This is a genomic window from Embleya sp. NPDC008237, from assembly GCF_042956465.1.
GTDB lineage: Bacteria > Actinomycetota > Actinomycetes > Streptomycetales > Streptomycetaceae > Embleya.
Genome location: NZ_JBIBGL010000015.1, coordinates 18,254 through 39,874, shown reverse-complemented (window position 1 = coordinate 39,874; position 21,621 = coordinate 18,254). Strand labels below are relative to the sequence as shown.

General features: G+C 72.1%; 15 protein-coding genes and 1 riboswitch. Of the genes, 9 read left to right on the top strand and 6 right to left on the bottom strand.

Annotated features, from left to right (window positions below; all coding sequences use genetic code 11):
* The first annotated feature begins 930 nt into the window (after nt 1-930).
* Entirely contained in the window at nt 931-1,980 is a 1,050-nt protein-coding gene (locus ACFZBU_RS33320) for a hypothetical protein (RefSeq protein ID WP_391587438.1), read from the top strand.
* A 262-nt stretch (nt 1,981-2,242) separates the two neighbouring features.
* The gene (locus tag ACFZBU_RS33315) at nt 2,243-3,292 is read left to right on the top strand and encodes an SIS domain-containing protein (protein ID WP_391587437.1); all 1,050 of its coding nucleotides are present in this window, start codon (nt 2,243-2,245) and stop codon (nt 3,290-3,292) included.
* A gap of 116 nt (nt 3,293-3,408) precedes the next feature.
* On the opposite strand, the gene ACFZBU_RS33310 is transcribed toward ACFZBU_RS33315, so the two are convergent.
* On the bottom strand, nt 3,409-3,798 hold the full coding sequence (locus ACFZBU_RS33310; protein ID WP_391587436.1) for a winged helix-turn-helix transcriptional regulator: 390 nt from the start codon (nt 3,796-3,798) through the stop codon (nt 3,409-3,411).
* 102 nt (nt 3,799-3,900) lie between these two features.
* On the opposite strand from ACFZBU_RS33310, the gene ACFZBU_RS33305 reads away from it, so the two are divergent.
* Nucleotides 3,901-4,575 (top strand): NAD(P)-dependent oxidoreductase, encoded by a 675-nt coding sequence (locus tag ACFZBU_RS33305; RefSeq protein ID WP_391587435.1) that lies wholly within the window; start codon nt 3,901-3,903, stop codon nt 4,573-4,575.
* 53 nt (nt 4,576-4,628) lie between these two features.
* Here ACFZBU_RS33305 and ACFZBU_RS33300 read toward each other — a convergent pair whose 3' ends face one another.
* Together ACFZBU_RS33300 and ACFZBU_RS33295 are read right to left on the bottom strand one after the other, a co-directional pair.
* Entirely contained in the window at nt 4,629-5,792 is a 1,164-nt protein-coding gene (locus tag ACFZBU_RS33300; RefSeq protein ID WP_391587434.1) for an ROK family protein, read from the bottom strand.
* A gap of 108 nt (nt 5,793-5,900) precedes the next feature.
* The gene (locus ACFZBU_RS33295; RefSeq protein WP_391587641.1) at nt 5,901-6,644 is read right to left on the bottom strand and encodes a GntR family transcriptional regulator; all 744 of its coding nucleotides are present in this window, start codon (nt 6,642-6,644) and stop codon (nt 5,901-5,903) included.
* Nucleotides 6,645-6,836: 192 nt separating this feature from the next.
* Nucleotides 6,837-7,031, top strand: a riboswitch (cobalamin riboswitch).
* Nucleotides 7,032-7,160: 129 nt separating this feature from the next.
* Here ACFZBU_RS33295 and ACFZBU_RS33290 point away from each other — a divergent pair.
* The 3 genes from ACFZBU_RS33290 (at nt 7,161) to ACFZBU_RS33280 (ending at nt 14,199) form a co-directional block, all read left to right on the top strand.
* Entirely contained in the window at nt 7,161-7,643 is a 483-nt protein-coding gene (locus ACFZBU_RS33290; RefSeq protein WP_391587433.1) for a (2Fe-2S) ferredoxin domain-containing protein, read from the top strand.
* A gap of 225 nt (nt 7,644-7,868) precedes the next feature.
* Nucleotides 7,869-9,110, top strand: coding sequence for a carbohydrate-binding protein (locus tag ACFZBU_RS33285; RefSeq protein WP_391587432.1), 1,242 nt, complete (start codon nt 7,869-7,871; stop codon nt 9,108-9,110).
* A gap of 397 nt (nt 9,111-9,507) precedes the next feature.
* Nucleotides 9,508-14,199, top strand: coding sequence for a HEAT repeat domain-containing protein (locus ACFZBU_RS33280; protein ID WP_391587431.1), 4,692 nt, complete (start codon nt 9,508-9,510; stop codon nt 14,197-14,199).
* 22 nt (nt 14,200-14,221) lie between these two features.
* On the opposite strand, the gene ACFZBU_RS33275 is transcribed toward ACFZBU_RS33280, so the two are convergent.
* Nucleotides 14,222-14,788 (bottom strand): GNAT family N-acetyltransferase, encoded by a 567-nt coding sequence (locus ACFZBU_RS33275; RefSeq protein ID WP_391587430.1) that lies wholly within the window; start codon nt 14,786-14,788, stop codon nt 14,222-14,224.
* A 171-nt stretch (nt 14,789-14,959) separates the two neighbouring features.
* Nucleotides 14,960-16,411 (bottom strand): APC family permease, encoded by a 1,452-nt coding sequence (locus ACFZBU_RS33270; protein WP_391587429.1) that lies wholly within the window; start codon nt 16,409-16,411, stop codon nt 14,960-14,962.
* A gap of 280 nt (nt 16,412-16,691) precedes the next feature.
* Here ACFZBU_RS33270 and ACFZBU_RS33265 point away from each other — a divergent pair, with 280 nt between their 5' ends.
* From ACFZBU_RS33265 to ACFZBU_RS33255, 3 genes are all read left to right on the top strand, one after another.
* On the top strand, nt 16,692-18,140 hold the full coding sequence (locus ACFZBU_RS33265) for an aldehyde dehydrogenase family protein (protein ID WP_391587428.1): 1,449 nt from the start codon (nt 16,692-16,694) through the stop codon (nt 18,138-18,140).
* Nucleotides 18,141-18,282: 142 nt separating this feature from the next.
* Nucleotides 18,283-19,680, top strand: a complete 1,398-nt coding sequence (locus tag ACFZBU_RS33260; protein WP_391587427.1) for an NAD(P)/FAD-dependent oxidoreductase — start codon at nt 18,283-18,285, stop codon at nt 19,678-19,680.
* Nucleotides 19,681-19,802: 122 nt separating this feature from the next.
* Nucleotides 19,803-20,336, top strand: coding sequence for an Lrp/AsnC family transcriptional regulator (locus ACFZBU_RS33255; RefSeq protein WP_391587426.1), 534 nt, complete (start codon nt 19,803-19,805; stop codon nt 20,334-20,336).
* 74 nt (nt 20,337-20,410) lie between these two features.
* Here ACFZBU_RS33255 and ACFZBU_RS33250 read toward each other — a convergent pair whose 3' ends face one another.
* A complete protein-coding gene (locus ACFZBU_RS33250; protein ID WP_391587425.1) occupies nt 20,411-21,436 on the bottom strand; it encodes a GntR family transcriptional regulator in 1,026 nt (341 codons plus the stop codon).
* Between the last annotated feature and the right edge of the window lie 185 nt (nt 21,437-21,621).

Sequence of the window (21,621 nt, the reverse complement as noted above, 5' to 3'; positions counted from 1 at the left end):
GGGGGGCGGGGGCCGGGCCCCCCCCCCCCCCCCGGGCCCGGGGGGGGGGGGCGGGGGCCGGCGGGGGGGGGGGGGGGGGGGGCCCGCCCCCCCCCCCCCCCCCCGACTCCGGATGCCACCTGTACGGAACCTGGGCAAAACCTGGGCACCAGCTGGGCAAGATTCGGCATTGATTCGGTATCGGCCCGCGCGCCGGCCGGATCGGTGTCGATGCGGCGGGCGTTGGCTCGGCCCGGATTCGCATCGTGTTCGACTCGATCCGGTCCGTTTCGATCCTTTCGGTGACGCTCGGCACCGGTTCGACTCCGGTACGAACGCACGTGGCGTGCGGACGAGCGCAGTTGCTCGCGGTCGCATGTGCGTGCGATCGAGCCCGGTTGCGTGGACGCGACCCCGGCAACTGCACCACACACGCGACCGACCGCGCTCGACCGGAAGCGCCTATTCCTCTGCGAAGCCGCCCGCTCGTGAATCCCGCCATTCGCGATCGGGCGGCTCGGCGGCGTTCGGCGTCCGGATTCCGGTGGCTCACCACGTGTTTTCCGGCCAACTCGGCGCCGAATGGTCGGCCCGGGCGGGCGGGCAACGTCGTGCGATCGGCATCGGTGCAGGTCGGCGCGGGAGGGGAGGCGATTCGTACGACCAGATGATGACCCAGGCATGGTGAAGTCATCGATTGGGTTGACGATGGCCCGCGCCGGCAGTCGGTAATCTTTGAGTCGGAAAGCGGTTCACCACCCCCGCATCGCCCGGCCGACCGGAAATGTCGCAACCGCGGAGCGTCCGCCCAGCGTCAAATCACCGACCGGTGTGTCGTGTCCTCGTTTTACGATGACGCAGCTGAGGGCAGGGCGTGGTGCATGCCACACATCGCCACCGGCCCGGGTCCGTGGCCGCCGGACTCGACGAGTCGTTGGGGGTTGATCAGCAGTGTTGCGCGTTCTCGACGATTGCCGGGACGACGGCGACGGCGTCGCCGGCGGATCCGCCCCGACCGGCACGCTCACGCGGGCCCGGGTGCCGGAGGCCGCCGAGGTCCGGACCGCGGATGCCGCGAAGGCTCCCGACGGCGACGACACGAAGACCGTGCGACGCGACTGGCGCGGCCGGCTGTGGTCCGCTCCCTGGCAACTGGTGCTCTTCCTGTGGCGAACCCTGTGTGGCGAGTGGCGTGGCATCGTCGCGGATCCGGTTCGCCAGCTGTGGCGCAGCCGCGGCAAGGGGCTCGCGCTCGCGGTCGTGGCCAGCTCCGCGGTGATCTTCTTCCACGGGATCGGGCAGACCCCGGCCGGCAGGACCGTGGTCCGCATCCTCGGTGGGGTGAGCGCCGACCTGCCGCTGTGGCTGGCCCTGTTGCGGACCCCGGTGTCGCTGTTCGTACCCGCGTTGAACCTGCCGGTCTGGGCGGGCATCACGCAGTTGTTCCTCGCGTTCGCCATCGCCCAGCTCTCGCTCGGCGCGGCCCGCACCCTGATGGTCGCCTACGTGACCACCCTCGCGGGCACGATGGGCGCCCGGATCATGATCGCGATCGGCCCGGACCACGCGCTCGGCCTGCCGTCGTCGGCCGCGCACGTACTGGACACGGGTCCGTCGGCGGCGGTGGTCGGTCTGTTCACGTACCTCTCGATCATTCACCGCGCGCCCATACTCTTCACCATCACGGGCGGCTCGATGGTCCTGGAGTCGATCATCCTGCCCAACCTGGCCGGCCGTGAACACCTGATCGCGGTGGGCGCGGCGATCGTGCTGGGCCTGTTCGCGGGCCGCACTCGACCGGGATGGTTGGCCTGGACCGACGGGCCCCGGGCGCGGGTCCGGGCGGTGACGGCGGGGCCGCGGGCGCGGGCGCTGAGCGCGAAGCCCGGCGAGTTGCTGCGGAGGTTGCGGGGCGCGCGGGGTCGGTCGGGGGCGGTACGCGTGGGCGACGCGGAGCCGGAGGCCAAGGCCGTGGTCGGCCGAACGCGCGAGAACGCCTGACTCGGCAGGTTGGTGTACCCACCCGCTCCACCCTTTGCGCCGGGACGGGTCCGGAGGGCTGGGGTTTCACAAGCAGCGGGCCGGCCCGCCCCGGCCCCGCGGCCCACCACGCCGACACCAAAGAGGTCCAGACCAATATTGCAACTCCTTCGGCGCGGTGGATACCTTCGGGGCACCGCGCCGGACGTCGTTCCGGGGTGTTCGAGGCACGTCGGATCCATCACTTCGTGCTCCGCTTCGTCGCAGCCGGAGGTATCACCCCATGCCCGCTTCTCCCGTGCCCGGGTCGGTGATGGCCGGTGAGATCGCGGCCCAGCCCGAAGGGTTGGCTCGGATCCTGACCGAAGGGCTCGACCCGATCCGTACCGTCGCCGCGGAAATCCGGGCGCGCGACCCGAGGTTCGTCCTGTTCACCGGGCGGGGGACCTCCGACAACGCCGGGCTGTACGCGCGCTACCTCACCGAGGTACTGCTCGGGCTGCCCGCCGGCCTCACCTCGATGTCCACCACGACCGCATACCGTGCCCGGCAACGTCTGACCGACTGCCTGGTGGTGACGGTGAGCCAGTCCGGTGGTTCGCCGGACCTGATCGCCTCCGCCCGCCAGGCTCGCGCGGACGGCGCACTCACGCTCGCGGTGACCAACAACGCCGATTCCGTGCTGGCCCGCGAATCCGATCTGCACCTGGACGTGCTGGCCGGTCCCGAACTCGCGCTGCCCGCGACCAAGACCTACACCGCCGAACTGCTCACCCTGTTCCTGCTGGTCGACCACCTTCGGGGCGGTACCGGCGAGGCCGCCCGGGCGCTGCCCGAGGCGGCGCGCGCGATCCTGGATCGGCAGGCCGAGATCGAGGCGCCCGCGGGTCGCTACCGGTTCGCCGATCGGCTCGTGGTCACCGCGCGCGGCTACGGGTATCCGACCGCACGCGAGGCGGCGCTGAAGATCATGGAGACCAGCTACATCGGCGCTCAGGCGTTCTCCGGCGCGGACCTGATGCACGGCCCGCTCGCGATCGTCGACCGGGCCTGGCCGGTGCTCGCGGTGGCGCCGGACGGCGCGGGCGGGCAGGCGCTGCGACCCGTGCTCGACCGGCTGCGCGAGCGAGGCGCGGACCTGTACGTGATCGGGTCCGCCGAGTCGGTGGCCGAGTACGGTCGGGGCTTCGTGCTGCCGACCGGGCACGCCGAGGAGGTGTCGCCGATCCTGGAGATCCTGCCGCTGCAACTGCTCGCGCGCGAGGTCGCCTTGGGCCGCGGCTGCGACCCGGACGCCCCCCGGGCACTGGCGAAGGTCACCGAGACGCGTTAGCCGTACCGGGCCGCCCCTCGGGTCGCGACCCGAGGCCCGAGGGGGCCGCGCTCCGCCGACTTGCCCGCTCCGGGGCACGTGGTTCGGCTCGGCCGGCGCGGCTCACGCGGCCGGGCTCACGCAGTGCGGTTCAGGTCCGTGGATGCCTCGCGTGCGTCGAGGAGTTCTTCCCAGTTCGCCGCCGTCCACGCGCACGCGGCGTCCATCGGGACGAGCATGCTGCGTCCCAGTGGGGTGAGGTCGTAGGTCACCCGGCGGAGCGGAGTCTCGTACTCGGTGCGGCTGATCAGGCCGTCGCGTTCGAGCGTACGCAGCGACTGGGTGAGCACCTTGGCGGTGATGCCGTGCAGTGGCACCCGCAGTTCGGAGAAGCGCCGCGGACCACCCTCCAGGCAGCGGATGATCATCCCGGCCCACTTGTCGCCGAAACGGATCGGGGACAGGTTCGACGGGCAGACCGGGTCGAACATGTCCGCGCGCAGGGGTTCTTGGATGGCCTCGCTCATGGGTCCACCGTAGTCGGTATCCGGGAGGTAACCACCGCCCTGGGTAGCGTGCGTGGCGGTGGTCGGAGCAAGGGCTCGACCCGGACGAGCGGGGGTGGATCGATGAGCGACATCATCGTTTTCGGCGCAGGTGGTCGGACCGGACGCACGGCCGTCGCGGAGGCGCTGCGTCGGGGACACCGGGTCACCGCCGTGGTGCGCGACCCGGCGAAGTACCCGGACCTGGCCGGCCCGGACGTGCGGGTGCTCGCGGGCGACGTGACCGACGCGGACGCGGTGGCCGAACTCGCGGCCGGGCACGAAGCGGCGATCGCCGCGGTGTTCGATCCGGCGGCGATGCTCGGGGACTTCTTCGCGCGGGCGGTGCGGGCGCTGCTCGACGGGCTGGCCCGGGCGGGCGTCGGGCGGCTGGTGTGGGTGGGGCTGGCCTCGGTGCTGCCGACCGCCACCGGCGAACCGCTGATGGACGCGCCGGGCTATCCGCAGGAGTACCGGGCGTTCTTCCTCGCGCATGCCGAGGGCAACGCGGCGCTGCGGGCGGCCGGCGTGTCGAATGCCCCGGGTGTCGGCGACGCCTCGGGTGCCGTGCCGGAGTGGGTCGTGTTGAGCCCGGCCGGCGACTTCGACCACGAAGGCGTCCGTACCGGCTACTACCGCCCGGCCCCCGGCGCAGCGGAAAGCCGGGTGTCCTATCCGGACTTCGCGATCGCGCTGCTGGACGAGATCGACGCGCCGAAGCTGCGCGGGGTGCATGTCGGGATCGAGGACGGGCGATGACCGAGCCGGTCGCGCCCGTCCGTCCCGACCGCCGCGGTGCGGGAAAGGTCGCGTCAGGCCCTGGCGGAGCCCGTGTGTTCGACCGCGAACAGGCGGTTCTCGACCCGGTCGAGGGCCACCCGTACCGCGCCGAGGGCCACGCCGTCGGCGCCCAGGGCGGACAGTTCGACGCGCGGCATCCGCAGGCACAACCGGCGCAGCTCGGTGGTCAGCGGCGGGACCGCGTCCGCGAGGCCGGCCGCCCAGCCGCCGATCACCACGATCTCCGGGTCCAGCGCCAGCACCAGCGCGGTGACGTCGTGGATCAGCCGCTGGACGAAACGGTCCACCGCCTCGCTCGCGGTCCGGTCGCCCTCGGCCGCGTGTCGGAACACCTCGCCGACGGCCGCCTCGTCCAGCGGTGGCAGCGGCGTGCCGGTGGTGGACAGCAGGTTCTCCGGGGTGACCTGGCGGCCCAGCAGGTGCAGGGCGCCGATCTCGCCGGCGGCGCCGCCGAAGCCGCGATGCAGGCGGCCGTTGATGAACGAGCCGGCGCCCGGGCTGAGGCCGGCCATCACGTAGACGATGTCGTCGGAACCGACGGCGACGCCCTTCCAGCGTTCGCCGATCGCGGCCAGGTTGGCGTCGTTCTCGACCTGGACCGGACAGCTGAACGAGCGGCCGAGCCGGCCGCCGAGGTCCAGGCCGGTCCAACCCGGCATCGCCGAGGACAGCGTGACCACGCCCTCGGTGTCCACGATCCCGGGCGTGCCCACGCCCACACCCCACAACGAACCCCGGGACACCTGGGCCCGGCGCAGCGTCTCGCTGACCAGGCCGCGCACGCGTTCGAGTCGATCCTCGGCCTCGCAGTCCTCCTCCACGGTGCGCGCGCCCCGGCCGACGATCGTGCCGGCGAGGTCGGCGAGCACGACCCGGATGTGGTGCACGCCGACGTCGACGCCGAGCAGGTGACCGGCCTCGGCGTGGAAGCGGAAGCGTCGGGCCGGTCGACCACGCGGTCGACTGCCGTCCTCGCTCTCGGCGGTCGTGGTCTCCACGACCAGACCCTCGGCGAGCAGGCCGTCGACGACCCCCTCGACGGTGGGGCGGGACAGACCGGTGGCCTCCATCAACGCGGTCACGGTCAACACCTCGCCGGCGCGCAACGTGCGCAGGGTTGCCGCGGAGTTGATCCGCCGGACCACGGAGGAGTCTCCGCCGGTCGCCTGTGCCACAGCTCTTGTCCTCTCATCGCGCCGGCGCGCGGTACGTCGGTCCGGGCCGCCGCGCCCGTCGTACACGTCGCCGCTCAGGCGCGGATGGTACCCAGATTTCGCGTCGAATCAGGACGCGGGCCGCAACGCGGTCGGCCCCGCCTCGGCGAACGCCAGCCGGCAGGTGTCCGCGCGGTAGGTCGCCACGGTGACCGCCGCGGTCCGGCCGAGCGCGGTGTACGTCGTGGTCACGATCAGCACGGCGGTACCCGGCGGACGCTCCAGGTAGCGCGCCTCCTCGGCCTCGGCCACGCCCAGCTCGACCGCGCGGTGCCGGCTCTCCAGGCGGTGCCCGCGCAGTTGGCGCAGCATCAGCGAGGCCCGCTCGAAGCCCGGGACGCGGGTGGACAACGAGGGCACGACGGCGCGGGAGACGTACAGGCATTCCAGGCCGACCACCTGGCGCATGGAGAACTGGCGGCGGCGCAGCCGGTGCACCAGGGCCGAGGGGCGGCCCTTGAGGGTGTCCGCGAAGTCGTCGGTCACCGGCACCGTGGCGCAGTCGATCACCTCGCGGTCGCGCAGGTCGACGCCCGGCCAGCCCTCGCCGTCGGCGCTCAGCGAGACGTCCACGCGCGGTCCGGCGACGGTGGTGCCGGCGCCGCGCTTGCGGACCAGGCGGCCTTCGAGTTCGAGCTGCTCCAGCGCGTGCCGCAGGGTGGCCCGGGCGACGCCGAAGCGGGCGGCGAGGTCGCGCTCGTTGGGGAGGATGTCGCCGGAGCTGAAGTCCTCCTCGATCGCCTTCAGCAGCGAGGTGCGCAGTTGCCAGTACTTGGGCTCGCCGAAGACCGCTTCGTCCGGCAATGTCGCCATGCTGCTCACGGACGCCCCCTCGGCTGGCCGACGCCTGCGCGGCGCGGACTTATTGCATGCTCGGTTTAGTAAAGACGGTTGAATATAACCGCGTCGGACCACGAAAGGTCCAGACCAAGTCGGTCGAAGTTCCCGGTGACCTGGCTCACATCACCCTGCCCGCACCGCCGGCGCCTAAGCTGACCTGCGCGAATGGTTCACGCCCCCGACCGGGGCGCGTGTCGCAAGAGGGAATCCGGTGCGAGTCCGGAACTGCCCCGCAGCGGTGAGTGGGAACGAGAGCCGTCATCACGCACTGGACGCCGAGCACGGCGTCCGGGAAGCGACGGCCGGTAGGTGTCGGTGCCCGGACGGGCCGACGTGCCCACGAGTCCGAAGACCTGCCTTCGCCCGTGCGCGGCCCGCCCGTGCGCGGCCCGTCCGGGGCCCCGCGGGAGGGTCGGTCGCGTGTTCGTGGCCGGCTCCGCCGCTTCGTCTCGGTCGGGACCCGGATCGAACTCGCGAAGGAGAGTTCCCATGACCCGCTCCGACCGTTCCCGCTCTGATCGCTCCGACCGCTCGCAACGTGCCGATCGTCGTGATCGCGCGGCGCAACCCAAGCAGTCGAAGCAGCCCAAGCAGCCCGCCGATTCGGCCGCCTGCACGATCACCGTGTGCCGGGGTTGCTGTTGCGGCACCGCCAAGATCGCGGGTACGGATCACGCCGGCCAACCGGCCGCGCTGGGCGCGGCCCTGGCCGGCACTCGGGTCGCGGTCCGGCTCGGCGACTGTCTGGGTCCGTGCGAGCGCGGCAATGTGATCGTGGTGCAACCCTCGCCGACGGGCCGTGCGGCGGGCGGCCGGCCGACCTGGTTCGGGACGGTCAACGACCCGGAGACGACCGGCGAGATAGCGGCGTGGGCGGCGGCGGGCGGTCCGGGGATCGCGGACGCCCCGGGGGTGTTGGACCTGTACGAATTCACGCCGAACCGCAAGGCCCGGCAGGGGTTGGACTCCTGACGAGGGCTCATCCCCGAAGCCTGCCCGGCCGCGAAGACGACCCGACGAAAAGGCCGCCCCACTCGGGCAACGCCCGGACGAACATCGGGCGCCGGGCCGGCCGGGCCGGCCGACATCGATGCGGAACATCGGGAAAATTGGTCCAGTCCAATGTATTGACGGGCCGGAAGCGGAAGGCCACCCTTTGGCCATTGGTCTATACCAAGTCCATCGAGGGAGTCCCCCGTGGCACGTCGCTACGTCCCCGTCCTGGCCGCTGCCGCCGCGTCGGCCGGATTGATCTCGCTGTTCGCATTCACCGGTGGTGCGACCGCCGCCGGCCCCGCCGCGTCCCCGGCGGCCACCGGCATCGGCAGCAACTGGTATGCCGCCGCCCCCTACCTGATGCCGCTCGACAACGACCCGCCGGACGCCGGCGCGGTGATGGACGCCACCGGCCTGAAGGCGTTCCAGCTCGCCTTCATCCTGGCCCCCAACGGCGGTGGTTGTACGCCGACTTGGGACGGCACCAAGCCGACCTCGACGGATACCGCGGTGGCCGGTGTGATCGCCGCGATCCGAGCCAAGGGCGGCGACGTCTCGGCGTCCGCCGGCGGCTACGGCGGCACCAAGCTCGGCCAGACCTGCGGCACTCCCGAGGCGACCGCCGCCGCGTACCAGCAGGTGATCGACAAGTATTCGCTCAAGGCGCTGGACTTCGACCTGGAGGAGCCCGAGTACGAGAACGCCGCGGCCATCCACAACGAGATCGGCGCCGCGAAGATCATCCAGCAGCGCAACCCGGGCATCTACCTCTCGGTGACCACGGCCGCCACCGCCGACGGCACCGGCTGGTTCGGCAAGCAGATGTTGAACGAGGCCAAGGCGCAGGGCTTCGTCCCGGACAACTTCTCGATCATGCCGTTCGACGGCGGGTTCAACGGCGCCGCCGCGCAGACCTCGGCGCTGACCAACTTCAACACCATCCTGCGCAACACGTTCGGCTGGGACACCGCCACCGCCTATGCCCACGAGGGCATTTCGCAGATGAACGGACGCAGCGACACCGGCGAGTACTTCTACCAGGCCGATTTCCAGACCGTGTACGACTACGCGGTCGGCCACCACATGGCGCGCTTCACCAACTGGTCGGTCAACCGGGACCGCCAGTGCACGCCGCCGGACAACAACGGCAAGACCTCGGGCGTGTGCAGCAGCGTGCCGCAGGGCGCCTACGACTTCACCAAGTTCTCCGTGCGGTTCGCGGGCGCCACGCCGCCCACCACGACCCCGCCGACGACGACCCCGCCGACCACCGTCCCGCCGAGCACGTGCAGCACCACGGCATGGGACCGCGCCGCGATCTACGTCGCGAACAACTCCGTGTCGCACAAGGGTCATTCGTGGAAGGCGAAGTGGTGGACCCAGGGCGAGGAGCCGGGTACGACCGGTCAATGGGGCGTGTGGCAGGACCTGGGCGCCTGTTGACCCGGATCATCCGCCGACCCGAACCACCGCGGGACCGGCGCCGCCGCGCGTGACGACGCAGCGGTGAGCGCGTGGACGGGCCGGAGTCGCCGATGCGGCGGCTCCGGCCCGTCGGCGCCCGCGGTGACCTGGTGCTGCGCCCGACTCGGCGCAGCGGCCGACTCGGTGACCGGGGAGGAGAGCGGCTCCGGCGCACCCGCGCGGGCGCGGGGCTGTCGAGGGTGACAAGGGGTGCATCAGGGCAGGCACGACTGTCGAGAGCCTCACCGTGGCGGACGTGAGCCGGGGCAGAGGTGAGCCCCGGCCGATGTGAGCCCGGCAGCCGCGAGCCACGCAGCGCCGCACCCGGCGCGAATACTCGCTCGTACCGATTCGGCGGCCTGCCTAGGATCGAGCGATGACCACTTCCGACCGCGCCGTCGTGCCGGACGCCGTGCCGCAGGCCGTGCGCCGGGGCGACGTGGGCTGGCTCTCCGCCTACTTCGACGGGATGCCCTGCCCGATCGCGGTGCTGCGGCAGTTGATCGGGCATCCGGACCCGGCGCTGCGCCACCTCGGAGTCGTGTTGCTCCGTGAGCGCTCGGGGCGACCCGATCAGGGCATCGCGCAGTCGACGAGCGAGGGCCTGATCGCGGAGTCGGCGAGCCTGCTGTCCGGGGTGTCGCCCGGGTCGGCGGAGACGGCGGCGGTACTGGCCGAGGCGTGCGCGCGACTGCGCGTCCCGGCGCCGGAATGGCGGTCGGCGGCATGGCCGGCCAGGGTGCGGATCGCCTGGCTGCGCGCCGAGATCATCGGCCGACCCGAGCCGACCGTGCAGGCCGAACCGCTCGGCGAGGAGTTGTACCAGGCGGTGCGCTTGATCGACGCCGAGGCGCCGGCCGACCTCGACGGCTACCTGCGCGGACTGATCGCCCGGCCCGATCCCGTGCTGCGCGCGGCGGCGCTGCGGGTGCTTCGTGAGGCGGTGGGCGGCGCGCTGCTGGTTCCCGAGCAGGCGCGCGGCCGATTGGTCGAGTTGCTGGATCCGGCCGGCGGTGCGCGGGTGGTCGCGGGGGCGCTGGCCGAGCTGGCCGAACCGTGGGCCCACGGGGACACGCCGGCGGGCCTGGAACCGGCGCTGCGACGGGTGGTGTCGGAGTATCCCGAGGCCGTGGAGACGGCGGCCCGGTTCGGCCTGTCCGGGCTGCTGCACGAGATCGCGGCGGATCCGGGATTGCCGGGGAGCCCGCGGCGGCGCGCCCTGGAACTGGTCGGGGAGTTCGCCGAACGCGGCGATACGGCCGCACTGTCGGCGCTGGCCGGCACGGACCCGCTGCTGTTCGCCGCGCCGTTCGCCGCGTGTCTGCGGGCGATGCATCGACGCGGTCACTTCGTCCGAGCCGACGACGTGCCGGCCGTGATCGAGATGGCACTCGCCGACTACCGCGTGTCCACCGCGGACTTCGCGACCGTGTCGTTCACCGTGCGGCACGAGGTGTTGCGGGCCCTGACGGCGGTTCCGGACGACGACCCGCACTGGCCCCGCTGCGCCGAACTGTTGTCCGCGCTCGCCGCCCAGGGCGCGCCCGACCTGCCGGTCGGTGAGGTGCTCACCGCGCGACTCGCGGGCTCGGCACGACCCGAGCCGATCCTGTCGGTCCTGCGCGAACTGCGGTACACGGAAGCGGAGGGCGTCGTCCTCGCCACCCTGCCCCGCGCACCCCGGGCCGCGCTGCGCGCGTTGGAGGCGATCGGCGGACCGGCCACGGTCGCGGCACTGCGCGAGGCACTGGGCGTCGCCGATCCCGACCGCGTGGTCGCGCCGTACCTTCGCGCGGTGGCGGATCTCGCGCTGGAGGTGGTGTGGCTCCTCACCGACGACCCGGCCGCGCGCCGCGAGTTGCGCGGTCGGCTCGATCGTCGCGAGCTGCCCGAACGGGTCGCGGCGGACCTCGGCATTCCCGACGCGGACGAACTCGGTTCGCTCACCGCGGACTTGGATGTGCTCCGACCGGACGACGCGCTGTGCCGACTCGCCGACCACGGCGATGCGCGCACCGTTCCCGTGCTCGCGGACCTGCTGCTGCGTGTGGTGAGCGAGCTCGTGGCCAACCGCGGCGAGGAGGTCGCCGAACCGGTTGTGCCGGACGGCGTCCACCGCTCGATCGGCGAACTCGGCGAACGCCTCTACCGACGGCGCGCGTTGCGCCCGGCCTGCCTGCTCGACGCGACCTCCGCGGAGGCGGCGCGGGACGCGCTCGTCGTGGATCTCACGCTCGACCTCCTGGGGCGCACCGGAGTCACCGACGCCGAACTGGTCGTGCTGCTCGAACTCCTGGGCCGGGTACCGTCCGCACACGTCAAGGACCGCGTGCACCACCTGATCCGGCACCGCGATCCACACGTTCGCAAGCACGCCATCGCACTGCTCGCCCGGGACGCCGACGTGGACGCCGCACGCTCCCTGTCCGCGAGCCTGATCCCGCTCACCTCGGCCGCCGACCCGCAGACGGTGCGTCAGGCCCTGCGCGCCCTCGGCCGGGCGCGGGCCCGTTGGGCGGGGGAGTCGATCGCGGCATGCCTGGACCACCCCGTGATGAACATCAAGAAGACGGCGGCACAGGCGTTGATCGACGCCGGTACGCCGGCCCAGGTCCCCGCGCTGCTCCGCCGGCTCGGCGGCCACGACAATCCGGGCCTGCGCGAGTCGCTGACGGCCGCGCTGCGCGCCATCGTGGGCAGGGCGTACGCGGCGTGCGTCCTGTCGGCGGCGGAGCGGGCGACGGACGCGCGCGAACGCGGACTGCTGCTCGATGCCTTGGACGGAGAGTTGTCCGTGCGGGCCGTGTCGACCCTGGTCCGGCGCGGATCCCCGGTCGCGCAGCCGCTGTTGACCCGCTTGGCGGGCGGTGCGACGGCGTTGGAAGGCGGCGAACCGCGGGATCTCACTCGGGAGTTCGCGGCGTACGACATCGCCTGGTCGCAGTCGTCGGCCGGCGAGGATACCGAGGTGCGGGCCGATCTGATCACGCTCGCCCGGCACGGCGGGCCCGTTCACGAGGCGCGCGCGGTGCTGCGCTTGGCCGAGCAGCCCGGGAGGATCGGGGCCGGGCAACGGGCCGCCCTACGGGCGGCGTTGCCGCAGTTGCTGGCCGTCGCGCGTGATCAACCCGCGGATCGACCTGCGGATCAACCCGCGGATCGGCCCGTGGATCGGCCCGTGGATCGGGCCGCCGTGCTGCGCCTCGCGCTGGACGCGTGCCCCGCCCCCTGGTCGGCCGCCGAGCGCGATGCGTTCGCGGACGCGTGCGACGTGCTCGCGGCGGAACTCGGCGCCGTGGCCGGGGTGGGCGAGGTGCTCGAACGGATCGCGGACTCGTTGTCCGAGGTCGCCGCGTTCGTCCTGGCCGCCCGCATCCGTGCGTTGCCGGCGCGATCCTTCGCGGGACGGACCCCGTTGGCGGTGCTGCGGCGCTGCGGAGCCGTACTCACCCGCGCCGACGTGGACCGGGCGTTGGCCGGCGCGCGGCTGGGTCCGAACCCGTGGCAGGCGGAAGCCGAGGTACTGGGGCTCGCGTTCGGGTCCGAGTCCCGGGCGGGTGCGGCGGCCGGCGAGCGCGATCGGCGTGCCGGCAAGCCCGATCCGCGTGCCGGCGAGTCCGGCTCCGTCGAGGACCCTGCCGCACCCCCGGATCCCGACGCACCGGCCCGCGTCGCCGCGTGGCGGTCCGCGTTGCACGTCGCGGTGCGCTCGGCCCGAGCCTTCGCCGCCTTCCGTGCCCGAGCCGGCTCAGCGGACATCGACTCCCGATCGCGCGTCGACGCACTGATCGAGGCCTTCCCGGAGGCCGATCCCGAGCACCGGGCGGCGCTGCTCGACTGGCTGACGGAGCTTCAGCCGATCGACGCGCCTTCGTGGGTCCTGGCCGAACGAGCCGCGCGCGTCGTCGCGCCCACGCGCGTACCGGACCCGGCCGACCTGGACCAACCCCGCTCGACCCCGCAACGCGAACGCCTGCTCGCCCTGCTCACCGCCGATGACCCGGCGCGTCGCAACGCCGCCGCCCGCATGCTGAGCGGCTGGGACGAGCCGCAGGTGCGGCGGGCGATCCTCGACGCCTGTCTGCGCGGCATGCTCGACCCGCCGCCGCAGCCCGGACTTGTCCGCGGCCTGCTCGACATCGCCCACGACACCGACTTCGCCGACTACGACGAGGGCGCTCGGGAACGCGCCGCCGCTCTGAGCGCGGTGCTGCCCGCGGAAGACCTGGAGCAACTGGCACCACAGCTCGTCTCCTGGTGGGAGAACGGCACACCGGCGACCAGGGCTCGGGTGCTCGCCGCCACCCGCCGAATCCCCGCCGACGCGCTCGCCGAGGTGGTGCGGACCCGACTCGAAGCCGGCCGCTGGGACTGCCTGGATCTGCTGCTCGATCGTCGGATCCGGCGCACCCCGGAACTCACCGAGACCGTGCGCCTGCTGCGCGCGGAGGGACACACTGCCCTGGCCGACCGACTGGAGCCGACCGACGGCCTCCTGCTCGGCGTCGACGCCGACACCCGAAACGGCACCGCCCTGGCCGCGTTGCGCACGCGCTCCGTACCCGTGGGCGCCGAGCGCCCCACCCGCGACGAATTGATCGCGACGATCCGAGGCGATGCCCCGGAACAGGCCCGCCGGGCGCTGTCCCGACTCGCCGACGAGCATGCGGACGACGACGAAGTACGGGCCCTCGTGGTGGAGTTGCTGGGCCATCCGGTCCCGAGGGTGCGGCTGCACGCGCACCGGATCTCGCGCCGCCTCCTGGACCGCTCCGCGTACCTGCGGCATACCGAGTACTTGCTCGCCGACCCGCGTCGGGACATCGTGCGGATGGCCATTCGGACCCTGTCGTACGCCCGCTGGGAGCCCGCCGTCCCGACCCTGGTCACCCTGTTCGGCGCCGCCGACCCGGTGCTTCGCGAGGCCGCCGCCGAGGGACTGGCCCGGATCGGCACGCCTGCGCTGCCCACCCTGCGCAAGGCCGCCGCCCGCGCCCGCCCGGACCGCCGCGCCCGCTACACGAGGCTCCGCGACCGGATCGAGGCCGCCCCGAACCGACCTTCGTGACGACGAGGAGGAATGGCGGCGATCACGGGAGCCGCCGGTGCAGCCACATCTCCAGGGTGAGCGGGCTGCCGCGGTGGTCGCGGACGATCGTCGGCGCGTCGGTGCGGACGAACCCGGTGGTCCGGGCCACCCCGATACTGGCGGCGTTGTTCGGCGGGATCCGCAGCCCCACGGCGTGCACACCCACCACTTGGTAGGCGTAGTCGGTCATCAGCCGGACCGACTTCGCGGCAAGTCCCCGCCCGCGATGGGCGGCTCCGATCGCGTAGGCCAATTCGGCCTGATCGTGGCGGTCGTCGAGGCCGAGGAACATCATGACCACGCCGCACGGGGCGCCGCCGTCGACGGTCACGGCGAGTTGGATCGAGCGGTGTTCGGCCCTGGCCAGGCGGGACTTGGCGAGGAACTCGCGGGCGGCTTCGGCGTCGAAGGGCGAGGCGAGCGGGGTCCATCGGGCCGTCTCGACCTCGTCGAAGAGGTCGACCAGCGCCGGGAGGTCGGCGTCGGTCCATTCGCGCAATCGGATTCCGGGGCCGGTCAGTTCGACGGCGGAGGCCAGTCGGTACGTGCTCGGGGGTTCGGTGGACATGGGTCGAGTGTGCCTGGTTGTGCCTCGGGCCGAGTCGCAAACCGGCGGGGCACGAGGCGGGTGTCCCGAGCCGGCGACGACGCGAAGCGCGGTCGCGAATCGGCCGGTCACCACGGACGGGGTCCCGCGTCGAGCGCGGAACCCCGTCCGTGGTGAGCCGGTGGGTGAAGGTCAGCGACGGTTCGTGACCGCGTCGCGTGGGTCCTGGACCTTGGTGCGGTACAGCCACAAAGCCACGCCGACGACCAGCACTGCGCAGGCGACCCCGAGTTCCTTGTAGCCGCCGTAGCCGGTGATGGAGAAGCCGGTCGCGCCGACCACCAGCACCACCGTCAGGAACGCGGCGAGCAGCCAGGCCAACGGGACGAAGAAGTTCGGCAGCCGGATCGGGCGGGCCAGGTCCGGGCGGTCCCTGCGCAACATCGCGAAGCCGGAGATGGCCAGGATGTGGGTCAGGATGTAGCCCAGGTTGCCGGTCACGATGATCGCCAGCGGCGTCTTGAGCGCGATCAGGATGACCACGTTGACCACGAGCGCGATCATCAGCGCCCGGGCCGGCACGCCGCGCTTGTCGAGCACGCCGACCTGCTTGATCGTGGTGCCCTCCTTGCCCATGTTGTAGAGCACCCGGGAACCGTCGGCCAGACCGGTGATCATGATCAGCAGCAGCGAGGCGATCAGGAAGACCACCATCAGGTCGGCCGCGCCGCCCACCAGGTCGTTGAACGCGCCGACGTAGAAGGTGGTCGGGTCGAGCGCGATCGCACCCTCGCCGACGTACCCGGCCAGCGCCAGCGGCAGCAGGATGAACACGCCGAGCGAGAACAGCACGCCGGCACGCAGCGCCCTGGAGGTGTCCTTGACGGTGTCCTTGTACTCCGGCGCGAAGGTCGCGCAGACCTCGACGCCGAACGACGTCCAGGCCATCACGTACAGCCACACCAGCGACTCGCGGATGCCCGCCGAGCCGTGCAGGTTCCAGTGCAGGTTGCTCGCGCTCCAGTCGCCACTGGCGAACGGCAGCACGATGAACACCGCGAGCGGCACCAGGAGCATGCCGCCGGTGACGTAGACGACCCACATGGCGACGTGCAGTCCGAACATGGCCGCGCCGAACAGCAGCACGATCACCGCGAGGCCGACCACGATCGGGAAGGTCAGCTCGGCGATGCCCAGGTCGAGGGTCCAGTCCTGGCCCTTGAACCACTGGGCCTGGACCAGCGAGCCGATGATGCCCGCGTACACGGACAGCGCGGTGGTCCAGGGGAACCAGTAGCCGATACTGGCCAGCGGGCCGACGAACGGTGCGCGCTTCTTCCAGCCCTCGGTCGCATAGTGCGCGATGCCGCCGGAGGACTCGGGGAACATCGCGGCGAGCTCGGTGTAGATCCAGTTGGCGATCGTGGCCAGGACCATCGAACCGGCCCACAGCGCGATCGCGCCCCACGCGCCGAGTCCGCCGATCGACGCGCCGAGCGAGGCGATCAGGGCGGCGGGCATGGTCAGCGACATCGCGAAGCCGTCGTACCAGCGCATCTTCTTGGCGAGCGCGGGCGGATTCGCCGCGGTGCCGGTGGCGGGGCCGGTGGAGCCGGGGGCGGCCGGCTGAGTTGATGCGGACATCTGTGTCCCCTTCGCGGGGTGGGAGCGGCCGGTGGGTGATCCCGGGGGACGGCCGCTTGGGGGAGGGGTCGCGGGCTCCGGGGGCGCCGCTGTCGGCGACGTCGTCGGCCCTGCTGATGGCCCTGTTATAGATGCGAGTTTTCGACCACGTCAAGGGTTCGTCTTTGTTCATTCGACAAATGAGACCTGTGGAAGTTGCTCATTGAGACCTATTGACAGGTCAAAGTTGCTGATGAAGTCTGAGCACACGCCGTCCGAGGACAGAGAGGGAACCCCCCGCATGAGCAGCAACGGCTCCGCCCGCCACCAGTTCTTCATCAACGGCGCCTACGTCGACGGCTCCGGCGCCGAGGGCTACGACGTGATCAGCCCGGTCACCGGCGAGTACGTCGCCACCATCCCGGTCCCCACCGCCGCCGACCTGGACAAGGCCGTCGCCGCCGCCAACACCGCGCAGCGCGCGTGGGCCAGGGTCAACGTCTGGCAGCGCGCCGAGCTGTGTCACCGCATCGGCGACGAGATCACCAAGCGCGTCGACGAGCTGGCCCGTCTCCAGACCCTGGAGCAGGGCAAGCCCCTCGCCGAGTCGGTCGCCGACATCGAGGAGGCCGCGCAGCTCTTCCACCTGCACGCCGAGGACGCCGTCCGGCTGCACGGCGAGACGATGCCCTCCACCGACGGCACCAAGCGTATGTGGACCTTCTACGCGCCGGTCGGCACCTGGGGCATCATCACCCCCTGGAACTTCCCGCTGCTCATGCTCGCCGAGTTCGTCGCCCCGGGCCTGGCCACCGGCAACGCGCACGTGGTCAAGCCGCCGGCCAACACGCCGCTGACCGTGCTCAAGGCGATGGAGGCGTTCGTCGCCGCCGGCGTCCCCGAGGGCCTGATCAACATCCTCCCCGGCGAGGGCGCCACCGGCGACGCGCTCGTGCGCCACGACGGCATCGACGCGATCGGCTTCATCGGCTCCTCCGCCACCGGCGCCAAGATCCAGGCCACCGCCGGCCTCAAGCGCTCGATCATGGAGTGCTCCGGCAACGGCCCGCTGGTCGTGCTCGAGGACGCCGACCTGGACGCCGCCGCCAAGGCCGCGGTGTACGGCGCGTACCTGTGCGCGGGCCAGGTCTGCTGCGCCACCGAGCGGGTGATCGTGGTGGACGAGGTGCACGACGCGTTCGTGGCCGCCGTACTGCGCGCCGCCGAGGACGTGGTGCTCGGCGACCCGTTCGACGCCGCGACCAACCTGGGCTCGCTCAACAACGAGGGCGTCGCCGCCAAGATGGACCGGCACATCGCCGACGCGCACGAGCGCGGCGCCAAGGTGCTGCTCGGCGGCAAGCGCCGCGAGGGCATGCCGACCGACCTCTACTACGAGTTCACCGTCGTGGACCAGGTCCCGGTGGACAGCCTGCTCTCGCGCGAGGAGTCGTTCGGCCCGGTCGTGCCGATCATCACCGCCGCCGACGAGGACGACGCACTGCGGCTGGCCAACGACGACAAGCTCGGCCTCCAGGGTGCGGTGTTCACGAGCAGCATGCGCGCGGCCTACCGCTTCGTCGAGGAGATGGCCGTCGGCCAGGTCGTGGTCAACGACAGCACATGCTTCTGGGACGTGAACATGCCGTTCGGCGGAGCCGGCAACCGGGGCACGGGCTGGGGCCGGATCGGCGGCAAGCACACCCTGCTGGACATGTCCGACCTGCGCACGGGCGTCATCAACCTCTGAGGTTCTCGATTGCCGGGCCGGGCTGTTCGACCTCGAGCGCCGGCCGGATCAGCCCGGCCGGCATTCGAGGCCGAGTAGCCCGGCCGACGCATCAGGCCAAGCAAGAGCACGTACATCGGCCACAACCCGCAAGGGAAACCGCATGACCCCCAGCCACCGCACCGCCTTGCGCCGCACCGCCCAGGAACCGTTCTGGCTGGACCGGCCCGAGTGCCCGGAGCCGCTGCCCCGTCAGGTCGGGGACACCCGGACCGACCTGGCCGTGGTCGGCGGCGGATACACCGGCCTGTGGACCGCGCTGATCGCCAAGCAACGCGATCCCGACCGCGACGTACTCGTGCTCGAACAGGGCACCTGCGGCCACGCCGCCAGCGGGCGCAACGGCGGTTTCTGCTCGCCCAGCCTCACCCACGGCCTGGCCAACGGCCTCCAGCGCTGGCCGGACGAGATCGACACCCTGCAACGCCTGGGTACGCAGAACCTGGACGCGTTCGAACGCGACCTGGACACGCACGGCATCGACTGCGGCTTCGCCCGCACCGGCAAGGTCGCGGTGGCCGCCACCCCATGGCAGGCCGAGGCGCTGCGTGCGTCGGTACCGGTGGCCAACCGCCATGGCGAGAAGGCCGAATACCTCGAACACGACGCACTGCGGGCGTACGTCGACTCGCCGCTGTGGTCGGCCGGCGTGTGGCAGCCCGACTATGCGCTCCTGGACCCCGCCCGCCTGGTGTGGGGGCTGCGTCGGGCCTGCCTGGACGCGGGCGTGCGGATCGTGGAGCGCACCGAGGTCACCGCGATCGACACCAAGCCCACCGACCTGATCCGGCTCACCACGGCCTACGGGATCGTCGGCGCGCGTCGGGTCGCCCTGGCCACCAACATCTTCCCGCCGCTCCTGCGCCGGCTCGGCCTGAGCATGGTGCCGGTCTACGACTACGCGCTCACCACCGAGCCGCTGACGGACGATCAGCTCGCCGCGATCGGCTGGACCGGTGCGCACGGCGTCACCGACGCGGGCAACCAGTTCCACTACGTGCGCAAGACCGAGGACAACCGCATCCTGTGGGGCGGCTACGACGCCATCTACCACTTCGGCAGCAAGGTGGACGAGGCGCTGACCCAGCGCCCGCAGACGTTCGACGTGCTCGCCGAGCAGTTCGCCGCGACCTTCCCGCCGCTGGCCGACGTCGCCTTCTCGCACGCGTGGGGCGGCGTGATCGACTCGACCACCCGGTTCTGCATGTTCGCCGGCACGGCCGCGGCCGGCCGGGTCGGCTACGCCCTCGGTTTCACCGGACTGGGCGTGGGCGCCACCCGGTTCGGCGCGGAGGTCGTGCTCGACCTGCTCGCGGGCACCCGGTCCGAGCGTACGGAACTCGAGATGATCAGGCGCAAGCCCATCCCGTTCCCGCCCGAGCCCGCCCGCTGGATCGGCATCCAGGCCACCCGCTGGTCGATGGCCCGCGAGGACGCGCACGGCGGCCGCAACATGTGGCTGCGTACCCTCGACCGGCTCGGGCTGGGCTTCGACTCGTGAGCGACGCGAGCGGGGCCGGCGGGCCGGGCGTGGCGGGGGAGTCGGCCGAACAGGGCAGGATGGCTGCCGAAGATCGAGAGGACGTGCCGAACTCGGCGCCGCAGCAGACCCGGAGCAGCCGTATGAACCCCGCAGGCCCGCTGGACGACATCGACCGGCGCATCATCGCCATCCTCCAGGCCGACGGCCGCCGTGCGTACAAGCAGATCGCCGAGGACCTGGGCATCCCGGCGTCCTCGGTGCGCTACCGGGTGCAGCGCCTGGAGGAGAGCGGCACGCTCCAGATCGTCGGCATCGCCAACCCGCTGACGATCGGCTTCGATCGGCTCGCGATGATCGGCATGCGGGTCCGGCCCGGTACCGCCCGGGAGGTGTGCCGCGAACTGCGTGAACTGCCGGAGACCTCCTACGTGGTGATGGTCGCCGGGCAGTACGACGTGATGGTCGAGGTGATCTGTCGCGACACCGACCACTTCACCGACCTGCTCAATCGCCGGCTGCTGCTGATCGACGGCGTGCTCTCCACCGACTCCTTCTTCGTCCTCGAAGTACACAAGTTGGCGTACGGCTGGGGCGTCGGCGGCGTCGAGTCCTCGCTGCTGGACGCGCCGGAGATACCGCCCGGGTCCGGACTGGATCAGCGCGACAGCCGCTGAGCACCGGGCGCGTCGTGTGGTCTCCCGCTCCCTCGGAGGGCGGGCGGACCCCACGGCGCGCCCGTGCCGCGCGGTCAGGGCACGCGGCGGCCGGTGCGTTCCCGGATGAACGCGCCGATGCCGTCCAGGAGCCGATTCAGGCCGAAGTCGAACAGCGTGTCCAGGTCGAACACGGAGTTGCGGGCCGCGACTCCGGAGTACATCGGGAAGGCGCCCGACTGGAGGACGTGGTGGAGCGCGGGCGCCTGGGAACGTAACCAGTCCGTGTTGTTGAGTCCGGTCGAACGTTCGGCCTCGACCTCCGAGTCGATGTCGGTGCCGGCGCCCCGGGTGAAGCCGATCACGGTGAGCGCGATGTAGAGCATCTCGTCTTGGTCCAAGCCCTCGACCTCGGCCATCATCCACTCGATTTGCGCCATCGCCTTGGGCATCGGACGCGGTCGGGTCAGCGACACGGCCTGGGCCAGCCACCGGTGACTGCGGTAGAGGTCCCACTGCACCCGGCACGTCGTCTCCATCCGGGCCCGCCAGCCGGTGATGTCGGCCCGGGAGGGTTCCAGGTCGCCGAAGACCGTGTCGGCCATCAGCGCGACGAGTTCGTCCTTGCCCGGCACGTATCGGTACAACGACATTGCGGAGACGCCGAGTTCGGCCGCTATTCGGCGCATGGACAGCGCCGCCATGCCCTCGTCGTCGGCCACCGCGATGGCGGTGCGGACGATCCGCTCGCGGGTGAGGAAGTGCTCGGGGTCGCGGGTGTCCGTGCGCGCGGTCGGGGTGCCGCGTCCGGGTGCCGGGCGCGACGCGCCGGCGGAGCGCCGGGAGGCGGGTGCGGCGACCACCGTGGCCACCCCCGGCACCACCTGCACCAGCCCCTCCCGGCCCAGCGTCGACAAGACCTTGGTGGCGGTCGCCATCGCCACGCCCCACTCGCGGGTGATCGAGCGGGTCGAGGGCACCCGGTCGCCCGGACGCAGTTCGCCGGTGGCGATCCGCCGGCGGATCTCGGCGATGATCCGCACCGACGGCGGATCGGGCCGGGTGTCGGGCCCCGACCGGGTCTCGGGACGGGCCTCCGGCTGCGTTTCGGTGCTGGTCACGTTCGCCTCTCCGTTCGTCTGTGACGGGCTCGTCGAATCAGTGCACTAGTGCGGAGGTTCGGTGCTCGTGCGGCCGACGGTGCGGGTGCACCGACCGGCGCCGTCCGCCATCTCCCCCCGGCCACCCGCGCCGCAGCGTTTCAATACGTCCACCCGGTGGACCGTGCGGTCCGTCGAATCGCCGC

Bases quoted from the DNA above. Each gene is read 5' to 3' on its own strand.
- ACFZBU_RS33260 (WP_391587427.1), top strand. From the start codon at position 18,283: ATGACCCCCAGCCACCGCACCGCCTTGCGCCGCACCGCCCAGGAACCG.
- ACFZBU_RS33310 (WP_391587436.1), bottom strand. From the start codon at position 3,798: ATGAGCGAGGCCATCCAAGAACCCCTGCGCGCGGACATGTTCGACCCG.
- ACFZBU_RS33270 (WP_391587429.1), bottom strand. From the start codon at position 16,411: ATGTCCGCATCAACTCAGCCGGCCGCCCCCGGCTCCACCGGCCCCGCC.
- ACFZBU_RS33275 (WP_391587430.1), bottom strand. From the start codon at position 14,788: ATGTCCACCGAACCCCCGAGCACGTACCGACTGGCCTCCGCCGTCGAA.
- ACFZBU_RS33305 (WP_391587435.1), top strand. From the start codon at position 3,901: ATGAGCGACATCATCGTTTTCGGCGCAGGTGGTCGGACCGGACGCACG.
- ACFZBU_RS33315 (WP_391587437.1), top strand. From the start codon at position 2,243: ATGCCCGCTTCTCCCGTGCCCGGGTCGGTGATGGCCGGTGAGATCGCG.
- ACFZBU_RS33280 (WP_391587431.1), top strand. From the start codon at position 9,508: ATGACCACTTCCGACCGCGCCGTCGTGCCGGACGCCGTGCCGCAGGCC.
- ACFZBU_RS33265 (WP_391587428.1), top strand. From the start codon at position 16,692: ATGAGCAGCAACGGCTCCGCCCGCCACCAGTTCTTCATCAACGGCGCC.
- ACFZBU_RS33255 (WP_391587426.1), top strand. From the start codon at position 19,803: ATGAACCCCGCAGGCCCGCTGGACGACATCGACCGGCGCATCATCGCC.
- ACFZBU_RS33295 (WP_391587641.1), bottom strand. From the start codon at position 6,644: ATGGCGACATTGCCGGACGAAGCGGTCTTCGGCGAGCCCAAGTACTGG.
- ACFZBU_RS33290 (WP_391587433.1), top strand. From the start codon at position 7,161: ATGACCCGCTCCGACCGTTCCCGCTCTGATCGCTCCGACCGCTCGCAA.